The following is a 13,246-nucleotide window of genomic DNA, read 5'->3' as shown; positions in this document are numbered from 1 at the left end:
GTTAAGGAGCTTTTTTTATTCTCTGTTTCTTCCAAAAGTATACCGGACGCCTAGATTGGCCCGCAAATTAAAGGTTTCAAAAGAACGAAAAGGAGTAGCTTCCATAATTATGGCCAGGTTCCGATGGTTTTCTATTGGCTTGACCGATACCATACCATGTAGTCCGTATTGCCCTTCATCATATTCATTATACCCAAGCATTATTCCTGCTGAAAGGTTATACCAATCCGAAGAGATGAAATTATATTGCCCGATACCCTCTATTCCAAAAAAAGAATTCAAAATATCTCCGGCAAATAACCTGCCTTCGGCAAAAAATTTATTTTCCGGATTCGATCCGATGCCTAGCTGGGAATAAAATGAACCATGGTAAACCCCTACCGTCACTTGGGCATTTGACATTTGAATGCTTAGCAGTGTGGTAAATGCACATAATACAAATTTAAGACGCATAACCAATAAAGTTATAATCTATTAACGGAAAGTATATTTTAATCCTAAACCTGCCCTAAAATCTCCATAACCATTATCAGCAATAAGGATAGGGCTAAATTCCAGAACAAAGCCAAAGTTTCTGGTTGCTGTAAAAGGCTTTACCAATAAGCCAAATGGCACCCCTAGATAAAAGTCATTATGCCTGTTGCTTTCCACACCTAAATGAAAGCCACTGTAAAAATTAACTTCTTCTCTGCGAATTAAATTTACTCCAAGAGTGGCTTCTAAATTACCACTAAATCTAGCTTCCCCAAAAACCATATTATCCGGATTACTGCCTATGGCTGCAAAAGTTTGGCTGCCAAAACGGTAGATCGCAGCACTAACTTGCGCATTGGTTTCACTTAATAGAACTAAAAACAAAAAGGTAGATAATAAAATTACTTTCATACTTAAAATTTATTTATGTTGAAGAAATAGTTAATCATACAAATAAGTAAAAAAAAAGAGACCGCACAAATACTGTCCCTATTTTTTTAATAATATAACTAAAATTTATTATTCACTTTTACTTTTTGCAAAATCGCCGGCCTTTATTACATTCATCCGCTTTGGGTCTATGTTTCGCTTCATAGCAGCATTTACTTCAGCAGCACTTAAGGACTCAATTTTCCTTTCTAAAATTTCATCCCAATCTAATTTTCTTTTATAATAAAGATAATTATTAAGTGCTGAAGCCAAAGAAGCATCTTGGGCCCGGGTCACCGTTTTACCTTGTAACCATCCGGATTTGGCTGCTTTAACTTCCTCTTCACTAAAACCCTCCGTAATTGCTTTATCTATTTCTTCAAAATAAGCTTTCTCAAGCTTCTCTACATTTTCAGGTGCGTAAATGGCATAAGCCGTATAGGAGGATACAGGATCAAGTGTGCCCGCATTGAAATAAGATCCAACCCCATAGCTTAAGCCTTCTTTTTGACGGATCCTAGTGGCCAAGCAGGAATTTAGGAATCCTCCCCCTAACATATAATTCCCAAGTACCAATGCAGCATAATCTTCATGACTATCATCCAATTCCATGTTATAAGAAGAAATGAAAAATGCATTTGCCTTATCAGGAGTTTCAATAGATTCGTTGATCGACTGCACAATGGCCATTTTGGTCTCCATTCTTGTAAAGGGTTTTGAATTTTTCCAATCCCCAAATAATTCTTCAGTAAGATTCTGAATCTGATCTTTGTCAAAATCGCCTACTATTGCAAAAGTACCGTAGGAAGCTCCATAAAAATCTTTGTAAAACTGCTTTACCTCCTCCAAAGAAATATTATTGATCTTTTCAATAGATTCATCAAAAGTGTCCGTATATCTAGGATCATTTTTATCGTACGGAGTAGTATGTCTTTGCATTTTATTAAATGCTATTGACTGCGGCTCACTCCTTTGCGACTCAATATCTGCTACTCTTTCTGACTTTAATTTTTCAAATTCATCTTCTGGAAAGGAAGCTTCTTTTAATATTGCTGATACCAATTCAATCACTGCAGGTAAATTTGGTTTGGTGGTAGAAATGTTTGCTATCACAGTACTGGCCCCACCTCCTATATATACATTAGCTTTTAATTGATCAAATTTATCTTTAATCTGCTCCCTAGACATATTCGATGTTCCTTTATCAAGCAGGCTACTAGCCATTTGTGCAGCAGTTCCTTTACCTTGAAGCGATTCAAGGTCTCCAAATCTTAAAGTCATTCTAGCCTCCACTGATTCGCCTCTGGTTTTCTTAGGCAAAAGTGCTAGCTCCATGCCATTGGTCAAGGTAACACGAGTAGTTCTTTCTTCTATGTTCTTCGGAGACGGGTCAAAATCTTCTCCTGCTGCTACCAGTTCCCTTCCTTTATAATCTGTAAGTAGTGCAGCCAAATCTGGAGCGGAAGGAATTTCTGCCCTCAAAGGATTTTGAGTAGGAATAAACATACCTATAGTACGATTATCTGACTTTAAATAATGTTTGGCCACTCTTTGAACATCTTCTACAGTCACCTCTTCGACCCTGTCTCTATTTAAAAATAACAATCTCCAATCTCCGGTACCTATAGCTTCACTTAATGATAATCCTACTCTTTCGGAAGAATTGAACATCAGATCAATTTGTTTCAAAATTTCTGTTTTGGCTCTTTCTACTTCGTCTTTTGTAGGGGGATTGGTGGTCATGTCTTCAAAAGTAGATATCATAGCATGCTTGGCCTCTTCAAGATCTTTTTCTTTCAAAACTTCAGCATAAGCGAACATAAGTCCTGGATCCTTCCATTCAAATTCAAACGCGCCTGTAGAGGAAGCTTTTTTACTATCTACTAAAGCTTTGTAAAGACGACCTGAAGGATTGGATCCCAATATCCTTGCCATGACAGAAACGGGGGCATAATCCTCATGAGACCCTGGAGGTATGTGATAGGCTGACATTAACATCTGGATATCGCCCACTCTCCTTACTGTGACTGATCTTTCACCATCCTTGATAGGGTCTACCGTATACATTATAGGAAGATTTCTTTCTGGACGAGGTATAGATCCAAAATAATCATTCACTAAACTCAGTGTTTTTTCCTCATCAAATTTTCCAGCTACTACTAATACCGCATTATCAGGCTGATAATACTTTTTATAAAAATCCTGAAGACGACTAATATCTACATTTTCAATATCAGAGCGGGCACCGATTGTAGTCTTCCCGTAATTATGCCAATCATATGCGGCTGACATAATCCTTTGCACCAATACCGTGAATGGACTGTTCTCTCCTGATTCAAATTCATTATGGATATCGGTCATTTTGCTGTCCCGTTTCAGTGAGCCAGGAGGGAATATTGGGATGCCTAAGTGTGCCTTTAAAGGCCAAATGCTGTAAGAGGTGGGCCCTACTCGGTACCCCATAACTATTAGATCCTACCAGATAGGCAATATTCCACATGATGATCTCCTTATACTGATCTGGAAAAAAGGACTTTTAGCCCATCATCCAACTGGTATTACGTAATCCACTCTATGCTGTTTATTTTATTAGGCGCTGGCAATCCAGACCCTATTTATGTGTGGACATTGGTTTTTCCCTTGGCAGCTATCCATTGCTGGGCATATGTGACTTAAACCTTTACCATTAATACATATAATGAAATGATTTTTTCATACCGGATTTTAAAATTATGGATTTGTAAAATAATAGGCTTCAGGACCTTCGAATAGACCCGCATAAAAATAATTGACAATCAGTAATCTCAAGCGCACAGGGTATTAAAACAGATCATTTACACGAACTAAAGTAATTATCTACCTTTTATTTATCTGAATATCTCATCCCCAGCCACTCTTCTACCTTCCTCGTGACTTACCTTACAAGCCTCTATGACCTTCAGACAATCTATAGCTTGCTGGGCGGTAACCGCTAAAGGATCATTTGCAAGAATGGCCCTTGCTATATTTTCGTATAACTGCCGATAATCGCCGTTCAGTGTCGGGAATGCTACCTGTTTATCTTCAAAATAAATCTTACCCCAATTTATCTCCGGCTCTATCCCCCAGGTTTCACCGACAGGTAATCTTTGTTCCTTAAATGCCTGTTCCTGTACGTCCAGTCCATGTTTTATATATGTGCCTTTTTCTCCAAGCAGCATAAATTTTGGCAGCACCGCATTTACATAAATACTGGCGGTCAACCTTACCTTGACACCGTCGAATTGCATTGAAATATCGAAAAAATCATCAGCCTCCACGTGAGGCCTTTGCTTCAAAATTTCAGCATATACCCAATCCGGCTTTCCAAAAAGCATAAGTGCCTGATCAATCAGATGCGAACCCAAATCATATAAAATTCCGCTACCCGGCACATCCTTTTCTCTCCAGTTTTCCTTCGGTTCAGGTCTGAATCTATCAAAATGGGATTCAAAATGCACGATCCTTCCCAGAATCCCTTCATGCATCAACTTTTGAACGGTTAGAAAATCTCCGTCCCACCTGCGGTTTTGGAAAACAGATAACACCAAACCCTTATCCTTAGCCAATCTATCCAGGGATATGGCATCAGCAGCACTTACGGTAATAGGTTTATCCACTACCACATGCTTGCCGGCTTCCAAAGCTAGTTTGGCTTGTCCATAGTGGTTTTCATTAGGTGTGGCGATAACCACTAAATCTAGCTCCTCTACCAAAAGAAGTTCTTCTATGGATCTAAAAATCTTCACTTCCGCATATTTATCTTTAGACCGCCGGTGATTTCTTTCTACTACCCCATATAGATCCATATACGGCGAAGTATGGATGAGCGGAGCATGCATTTTTTCAGCTACCGATCCATATCCGACCAGTCCAGTTTTCAGTTTATTCATATTGAAATGTAGGGAAGAGGAAAAATTAGTTATAAAAACTTTTCGATCATACGCATCAGCTTTTCCAGCTGATCAGCATCCTCTTGATCAAAATCTTCAAGGACATCACTGTCTACATCCAGCACTAATGCTACCTGTCCATCTTTAAATGCGGGCAACACTATCTCTGATTTAGAAGCTGAGCTACAGGCTATATGCCCAGGAAAGGCATCTACGTCAGGCACTAACTGAGTTTTGGCCTCTTTCCAAGCAGTACCACATACCCCTTTTCCATAGTTAATCCTGGTACAGGCTATAGGCCCTTGAAAAGGACCGAGGACTAACTGGTCACCTTTTACAATATAAAACCCAACCCAAAAAAAGCCAAAGCTTTCTTTTAAAACGGCGGCCATATTGGCCAGATTAGCTACTATATCATCCTCACCTGCTATCAGCGCCTCTATCTGCGGCAGCATAGCAGTATATTTTTCAATTTTTGACACCCCCTCTGGGATTAATAAGGATTCAGCCATGCTATGGTATTCATTTTTAGTAAAAAACAATGATCAAATGGAGTCAGGTGATGGATTAACATAAAGATCCAGCCTGTCTCCCAATATATATTGGGTCTCCAACCTAATGGCATTTAGTTCAGGTGCTTTAATTCCTTCGCCAAATAGGATGTTTCCAGTAAAAACCCTAGCCTCGTCCCATAAGTTCTCGGAAATGAATTTTTGAAGCAAAAAACTCCCTCCTTCAACCAACACACTTTGAATCTTCTTTTCCTGAAGATCTTTTAATATATCTTTGAGGAAGAAGTGGTCCTTTAGCTTAACATACAGAAGATTTTCTTTTTCTTCATCTTTTTCGGTATTATAACAGATAGTAGGCTGACTTTGATCAAACAAATGGGAATTAGGATCCAGCGTCAGTTTTTTATCAATCATTATACGGACAGGATCTTTGCCGGTAAAGGACCTTACATTTAACTTGGGATTATCATAATGGGCAGTTTGGGTACCTACCATGATCGCATGCTCTTCTGCTCTCCACTTATGCACCAGCTGGCGGCTATATGCATTGCTGATCCATTTGCTGTCATAATTGGCCCTAGCTACATATGCGTCCTGGGTCTGTGCCCATTTCAATAAGACATAGGGCCTTTGTTTTTCCATGACGGTAAAGAATCGGCTATTTTGAATTCTTATTTTATCTACTAATAAACCGGCTTCCACAGGTATGCCTGCATTTTTTAATATTGCTACACCCTTACCCCCTACCAACGGATTTGAATCCAACGCACCTATGATAACTTTCCCAACCCTGTGTTTCACTAAAAGGTCTGCACAGGGTGGTGTTTTTCCAAAATGAGCACAGGGTTCGAGAGTTACATAAACAGTAGCGAATGGCAGCAGGCTTTTGTCAACTACTGCATTGATGGCGTTCACTTCGGCATGTGGCCCGCCATATAGCTGATGGTAACCTTCCCCTATAATATGATCTTCATAAACTATCACACATCCCACCAAAGGATTTGGCCGGACATTCCCTCTGCCCAATTCTGCCAGTTCGATGGCCCGAAGCATATACAGCTCTTCTTTTGTCATGCAGCAGGTCTTCTAAGTACTATGGTCGGAATCCTATTTAGTGTATCTGTTCTGATGGGACTTATGAATGTAGTGTCAGTATAGGGCGGTCTTGGCTGTATACTGATTTGATAATTTCCACTGTTCAGTCCACGGAAAAAATATCTCCCTTCTGCATTAGTGAGTGTGGTAAGGGTGTCTGTATCTGAAAAGGCATAAATATATGGACGTGCAGCCGGGGGATTTACTGTACCGGTAAGTATTCCCTTGCCCATATTGGAAAAATTCCGGGCTACCGGATCAAATACAAATACTCCCGCAATACCTCTGACAGATCTGGCCAGGTCTATATCTATATAAAGATCATAGGATACGCCTCCCAGTATATTGTAATTTGTTTCAAAAACAATCCGACGGTTCTCAGGAGAAGCATATTCCATATTTATCCTTTGCCCGGCTCTTTGCAGGTAAAGTTCTTCTCCCAGGACCAGAGTCATCTGTGTCATCATCCCTATAGGTATTCTTCCTCTACCAACCAGCAGTGAGGCTTCCCCTACCAAGTTGGCCACATTTACCATTTTATTGGCAGGAATAAAATCATAAAAGATAGGTTCGCCATTATCTGGAACTACTTCTACCCCTAGGACTTCTACAAAAACTTCGTCAAAATCCCCTGGAGCATCTATTAAAAAAATATTGACAAGCCCATTCTCCCTTTCGTCGTCTCCGGAGCAGGAAGCCAGCAAGACCATCGAAAGAAAAAATAGAACAGCAAAAATTAAATATTTTGATTTGACAAACATCGGATTCAACTAAAATGTGTCTTTATAATATGGAATTATCAAACTTAGTAAGGAATGTTTTAAAGACAATGAAAAATTATTCAGAAAGTTGCCATTAGAGCAGTTTTTATTTGGGGTTTGATTAATTTTGGACATGATGAAGTGGGAACAGCTATTACGTCCGGGAAGGTTTGAGCTTAAAGAGAGCCAATCATCCCCGACAGACAAATCCAGAAGTGAATTTGATAGGGATTATGACCGGATAATATTCTCTGCACCATTCCGTAACCTACAGGACAAAACGCAGGTATTTCCTCTTCCCGAACATGATTTTGTCCACACCCGGCTTACCCACAGTCTCGAAGTGTCCAGTGTAGGCAGGTCGCTGGGAAAAATAGTCGGTGAACATCTCATCCATAAATATGAAGAGTTAAGTGACTTATCCTCCACAGAGATCGGGGCCATAGTTGCCGCAGCAGCCCTTGCTCATGATATCGGCAACCCACCCTTTGGCCATGCGGGTGAGGAGGCTATTTCTGATTTTTTTAAGTTTCATGCTTATGGCAGGGTATGGAAAAATCACCTCTCGGTGGATGCCTGGGAAGACATGGTAAATTTTGAAGGGAATGCACAGGGATTTAGAATGCTGACGGCCAAAAATCATGGCCTTAAAATCAATTTTGCAACCTTGGCCGCATTTACCAAATATCCTAGACCCTCCCTTTTTGTAGATAAAGACAAATCAAGAAGGAGCCAAAAGAAATTCGGTTTTTTCTCCGACCAATCCGAGCATTATACATTACTCGCCGATCAATTAGGGATTCCATCCGATAAAAATGCATATTTGAGACATCCATTGGCTTTCTTGGTAGAAGCGGCGGATGATATCTGCTATAATATCATTGATCTGGAGGATGGCTGCACACTGGGACTTGTGAACCTCGAAGAAAGCATTCAGCTGATGGCTAATATCCTGAAGGATAAATTCAGCGCTGAAAAACTCCAGAATTATAAATACCCTTCCCAAAAACTGGCCATCTTAAGGGCGTTGACTATAGGTAAGCTGATAGAAGAAGCAGCTGAAGTATTTATAGAAAGGGAACATGAAATCCTAACAGGTGATTTCGACAAAGCCCTAACTGATTGCATTCCTTCCTCCGGAGCATTGGCAGTAATTCAAAAATTATCCGTAGAAAAAATCTACAGAAGCAAGCCAGTACTGGAAAAAGAGGCAGCGGGCTTCCAGGTGTTGGAAGGATTGCTGGAAGTATTTTCCAAAGCACTTTATCATAAATATTATCAGCCTGAGCTCTATTCAGGTCAGGACAAAAGCATATTGAGATTGCTGCCGGAAGATTTTGATCTGGAAGAGTACGATGGAGAAAATGCTTATGCACTTCTTCGGGCTTTGATTGATTTTATATCTGGTATCACGGATAAGTATGCACTGTCTCTATATAGGAAGGTGAAGGGCATTGCACTGCCGGGTGCGTAAGGATTTGTAATTTTTGATTGATGGATTCGGATTGTCAATTAATGATAATCTTTAACCACACTTTACTGTTTAGACTTTAGTGACTTAGTGCTATTGTGGATCCTCATCTAATGCAAATTAGTTTTTAGAAGATAAACTCTCCTAAAATATAGCTTAAGAAACCAAAGTTCAAAAGCCGGATCAAGAAATTCATATTTTCCATTATCCTCAGTAAGGATATCATTTGGGACCAATATGGCTTTGTTTTTTGAAATATCCCTGGGTGTTCCCACTTTGTATTTATCCATCACTGCTGTGGATGTCAGCTGGGTTTCCCCCTGTGCAACAGCTTTCTGGAAACATAACTGGGTTGGGCTAATGGATTCTACTTCCTTTTGGTATAAGGGTGTATTGGCACATATCAATTTCTCCAACGCCATATATGCATCTGCCTCCCCAGCTATCTTTTCAGTATTTTGACAAGTATAATGGACCAACTGTTGCACATACCAATAATGATACCTCATCAAACCTGGGATTAAAGCAGCTGTCTTTTTCCGGTTTTCCCTATCCGTTTAAAGCATATCACAAAAAAATTTTCCCCAATGCTAAGAACCAATTTTCTGTAATAACATGATATCGCCAAACCTGTAGAATTATTGAAAATATAGGTCATCATATGTCTATTGCAGCCATAGAGACAATATGTGACCGTCCTTTGACGCTGCCAAAATGATCTCATTTTGACTTAATTCCATACTTAATGATACCTAATGGTATTTTACCATTAGGTATAAAATCTATTTATTTTCAAAATTTCAATGTCCCCACAAACATTCATTTGCTGACTATTGTATGCTATATGTCCGATAAATTATGAATCCAGCGAAATGAAAATCTTCATCTTGATACCATCTCAAGCGGGAGACAAGGTTGATACCATTTCCTTGGACTATCGATCGCCGACTGTGGACCTCATTTTATCCCCATTAAACCTTCCGCATCCTTACCAAACCATTTTTCCTAACCAATATTCACTTTAACCCTCAAAATCTATTATCTTTGTGCCTGCTTTTGAAAGGATTAGGGAATTGATCCTATCCTTAAGGTGTTGAAACGGGGCAGTTTAGCTTCCAAACCTATTACATAGACAAAAGAAAATCCGATCGTGAAAAAATATCAGGAATATAAACAAGTTGATTATCCCGGCATAGGGGAAAGTATTCTGGCTTTTTGGAAAGAGAACAAAATCTTTCAGAAATCCGTGGAAAACAGAGAAGGAGCCGAAACCTTCACCTTCTTCGAAGGCCCGCCTTCAGCCAACGGAACCCCGGGTATCCACCACGTGATGGCACGGACCCTTAAGGATATTTTTTGTCGGTATAAGACACTAAAAGGCTTTCAGGTAAAGCGTAAAGGAGGCTGGGATACCCATGGCCTTCCCGTGGAACTTCAGGTAGAAAAAGAACTTGGCATCACCAAGGAGGATATAGGCAAGAAGATATCTGTAGAGGAATATAACAAAAAATGCCGCGAGACGGTCATGCGTTTTAAAGATGAGTGGGACCAGCTCACCGAGCAGATCGGTTACTGGGTGGACTTGGATGATCCTTATATTACCTTTGACGCCAAATACATAGAAACACTTTGGAATCTCCTCAAGAGGTTTTATGATAAAGGACTGCTTTATAAGGGGTATACTATACAGCCTTATTCACCAGCAGCAGGTACTGGGCTTAGTTCCCACGAGCTTAATCAGCCCGGCTGCTACAGAGATGTAAAAGATACCTCTATCACTGCTATGTTTAAGCTTAAAGGAGAAGAAGATACCTATATCCTGGCCTGGACCACCACGCCGTGGACACTTCCCTCCAATTCTGCCCTTGCCGTAGGAGAAAACCTGGATTATGTAAAGGTGAAAACCTTTAACCCATATACATTCCAGCCACAGACCGTTATCCTGGCCAAAGCAAGGCTGAGCGCTTCCTTTAACCCCAAGGCCAGTGATGTGGCCATAGAGGACTATAAACCTGGAGATAAGCTGATCCCGTATCAGGTATTGGGAGAAATGAAGGGCAGGGATTTATTGGGATTGGAATATGAACAATTATTCCCGATAGAAGGCCTATCACTGCCGCATCCCGCTTTTACTGTGATAGCGGGAGATTATGTCACTACCGAAGACGGCACCGGTATTGTCCACCTTGCCAAAGCATTTGGGGCGGATGACTTTAGGACATTGGAGCAGAATGGAGTGCCTGGCGTTTTTGTCAAAGATGAGAATGGGACAGATGTTCCGGTAATAGATAAGCAGGGTAAGTTTTTACCTATAGTAGGAAAATACCTAGCTGATAAGATCAAAGAACACGGCATCGCAGCCCATAAGGAATTTGGGGCGGATGATTTTTATGTGAAGAACTATTTGAAAGAAGATGAGTCAGGTGCTGATTATAAGACCACTGATATCTTTATTACCATCATCCTCAAGAATGAAAACAAAGCTTTCAAGGTAGAGAAATACGAGCACAGCTATCCACACTGCTGGAGAACGGATATGCCTATACTTTATTACCCTATGGAAAGCTGGTTTATCAAGACCACAGCCTATAAAGATAAACTGGTGGAGCTGAACAAGACCATCAACTGGAAGCCCGAATCTACCGGTATAGGCCGATTTGGCAACTGGCTGGAGAATTTGGTGGACTGGAACCTAAGCCGATCAAGGTTTTGGGGTACGCCGCTGCCTATCTGGAGAACTGAAGATGGATCTGAGGAAAAATGTATCGGCTCTATCGATGAATTAAATGCAGAAATCAAGAAATCCATAGAAAAAGGCTTTATGACTGCCTCTCCCTTCAAAGAAGAGGTGCCGGATCTTCACCGTCCATATGTGGATGATGTAATCATGGTGTCTTCTAAGGGTGAAAAGATGTTCCGTGAGACTGATCTGATTGATGTATGGTTTGATTCGGGAGCTATGCCATATGCACAGTGGCACTATCCATTTGAAAACGAAGAAATATTCAAAGCCAATTACCCGGCCGACTATATAGCAGAAGGTGTGGACCAGACCAGAGGCTGGTTTTTTACCTTGCACGCTATCTCCGTCATGCTGTTTGATGATGTGGCATTTAAAAATGTCATCGCAAATGGCTTGGTGCTGGACAAAAACGGCAATAAAATGTCCAAGCGACTGGGCAATGCAGTGGATCCATTCAAGACACTGAAGGAATTCGGCCCTGATGCGCTGAGATGGTATATGCTGTCCAATGCCAATCCATGGGACAACCTTAAATTTAACGAAGAAGGGGTAACTGAAGTGCAGAGACGCTTCTTCGGCACCCTACAGAATACCTACAATTTCTTTGCGCTATATGCCAACCTGGATCACTTTACCTATGATGGTGACAAGGCCATCCAGGCAGATCAAAGACCTGAGCTGGACAGATGGATCATCTCAAAGCTGCAGTCGCTGATCATAGAGGTAGAAAATGCCATGGACAGCTATGATGCTACCAAGGCCACCAGAGCTATCATGAGCTTCACAGTAGACCAATTATCCAACTGGTATGTGAGATTGGCCAGAAAACGGTTCTGGAGAGGTGAATTGAACGCTGACAAGCTGGCTGCCTATGAGACGCTTTATGAGTGCCTGATCACCATTTCTCAGTTGATGTCTTCTTTTGCACCATTCTATTCGGACTGGATGTTCAGAAACTTGACTGAGGGCAGAAGAGAGGCAGGTCATCAGGTTCCTGAGTCCGTTCACCTTACAGAGTGGATCAATGCTGACCACAGCTTGATCAATGAAGATCTCCTGGCGAGCATGGAGCTGGCACAGAACATCAGTTCACTTGTGCATAGCCTAAGAAAGAAGGAAAGGTTAAAAGTAAGACAGCCCCTTCAGAAGATCCTGGTTCCTATCCTGTCTGAAAAGACCAAACAACAGATCCAGCATGTAGAAGAACTGATCAAGGCGGAAGTCAATATCAAGCACATCGAATACATTGATGACACCTCCGGTATTTTGGTAAAAAATGTTAAACCTAATTTCTCTAAATTAGGCAAGCAATTCGGTCCAAAAATGAAGCTAGTGGCTGCTAACATCCAGAAATGGGGCAAAGATGAGATCGCCGAGATAGAGAAAAACGGAGCTATCTTTATCGACCTTGAAGGCGAAAAAATAACTTTAACGCTCGAAGATGTGTTAATCTCATCTGAAGATATACCAGGCTGGTCCGTGGCTTCAGAAGGAGGCGTGACGGTGGCATTGGATGTAACCTTGACACAAGAACTAAAACAAGAAGGAATAGCCCGTGATCTGGTCAACAGGATTCAAAACCTTAGAAAGGATATGGGCCTAGAGGTTCAGGACAAGATCAATATAAAAATAGCTAAGCATGATGAATTGATCAATCAGGCTTTGGAAAATTTCTCTTCTTATATTAGGGAAGAGACACAGGCTTTATCATTAAGTGTAAACGGCAATATCGAAGGAGGAACTATACTCGATATGGATGACTTTGAATTGACCGTAAAAGTAGAAAAGGTATAATTCCGGATTTACTTATTGAAATAATGAATTATATTGTCCGGCATCTATCGGTGCAA

11 protein-coding genes are annotated in these 13,246 nt (G+C 40.8%); 2 read left to right on the top strand and 9 right to left on the bottom strand.

What is annotated here, in order from left to right; genetic code table 11:
- Positions 1-15 precede the first annotated feature (15 nt).
- From EL17_RS13710 to EL17_RS13680, 8 genes are all read right to left on the bottom strand, one after another.
- Positions 16-453: a hypothetical protein gene (locus EL17_RS13710; protein ID WP_035075073.1), complete on the bottom strand. Its 438-nt coding sequence runs from the start codon at positions 451-453 to the stop codon at positions 16-18.
- Between the two features lie 21 nt (positions 454-474).
- The gene (locus EL17_RS13705; RefSeq protein ID WP_035075070.1) at positions 475-885 is read right to left on the bottom strand and encodes a hypothetical protein; all 411 of its coding nucleotides are present in this window, start codon (positions 883-885) and stop codon (positions 475-477) included.
- A 108-nt stretch (positions 886-993) separates the two neighbouring features.
- A complete protein-coding gene (locus tag EL17_RS13700) occupies positions 994-3,264 on the bottom strand; it encodes a M16 family metallopeptidase (protein WP_164675087.1) in 2,271 nt (756 codons plus the stop codon).
- The gene (locus tag EL17_RS23560; protein WP_164675086.1) at positions 3,248-3,403 is read right to left on the bottom strand and encodes an insulinase family protein; all 156 of its coding nucleotides are present in this window, start codon (positions 3,401-3,403) and stop codon (positions 3,248-3,250) included. The genes EL17_RS13700 and EL17_RS23560 overlap by 17 nt, the downstream gene beginning before the upstream one ends.
- Before the next feature lie 367 nt (positions 3,404-3,770).
- Positions 3,771-4,814 (bottom strand): Gfo/Idh/MocA family protein, encoded by a 1,044-nt coding sequence (locus EL17_RS13695; protein ID WP_035075068.1) that lies wholly within the window; start codon positions 4,812-4,814, stop codon positions 3,771-3,773.
- A gap of 29 nt (positions 4,815-4,843) precedes the next feature.
- A complete protein-coding gene (locus EL17_RS13690; protein ID WP_035075515.1) occupies positions 4,844-5,326 on the bottom strand; it encodes a GAF domain-containing protein in 483 nt (160 codons plus the stop codon).
- 33 nt (positions 5,327-5,359) lie between these two features.
- Positions 5,360-6,400: a bifunctional diaminohydroxyphosphoribosylaminopyrimidine deaminase/5-amino-6-(5-phosphoribosylamino)uracil reductase RibD gene (ribD, locus tag EL17_RS13685; RefSeq protein WP_035075066.1), complete on the bottom strand. Its 1,041-nt coding sequence runs from the start codon at positions 6,398-6,400 to the stop codon at positions 5,360-5,362.
- Positions 6,397-7,131 (bottom strand): DUF4382 domain-containing protein, encoded by a 735-nt coding sequence (locus EL17_RS13680; RefSeq protein ID WP_035075064.1) that lies wholly within the window; start codon positions 7,129-7,131, stop codon positions 6,397-6,399. Before EL17_RS13680 ends, ribD begins: the two co-directional genes overlap by 4 nt.
- A gap of 184 nt (positions 7,132-7,315) precedes the next feature.
- On the opposite strand from EL17_RS13680, the gene EL17_RS13675 reads away from it, so the two are divergent.
- On the top strand, positions 7,316-8,656 hold the full coding sequence (locus EL17_RS13675) for a deoxyguanosinetriphosphate triphosphohydrolase (protein ID WP_084166226.1): 1,341 nt from the start codon (positions 7,316-7,318) through the stop codon (positions 8,654-8,656).
- A gap of 107 nt (positions 8,657-8,763) precedes the next feature.
- On the opposite strand, the gene EL17_RS22700 is transcribed toward EL17_RS13675, so the two are convergent.
- Complete coding sequence (locus tag EL17_RS22700) at positions 8,764-9,162, bottom strand: ATP-binding protein (RefSeq protein ID WP_051720006.1); 399 nt, start codon at positions 9,160-9,162, stop codon at positions 8,764-8,766.
- Positions 9,163-9,803: 641 nt separating this feature from the next.
- On the opposite strand from EL17_RS22700, the gene ileS reads away from it, so the two are divergent.
- A complete protein-coding gene (gene ileS, locus EL17_RS13665; RefSeq protein ID WP_035075060.1) occupies positions 9,804-13,190 on the top strand; it encodes an isoleucine--tRNA ligase in 3,387 nt (1,128 codons plus the stop codon).
- The last annotated feature ends 56 nt before the right edge of the window (positions 13,191-13,246 follow it).

The sequence above is a fragment of the Anditalea andensis genome (assembly GCF_000714815.1).
Lineage (GTDB): Bacteria > Bacteroidota > Bacteroidia > Cytophagales > Cyclobacteriaceae > Anditalea > Anditalea andensis.
This window is presented reverse-complemented; position numbering and strand designations above follow the sequence as displayed.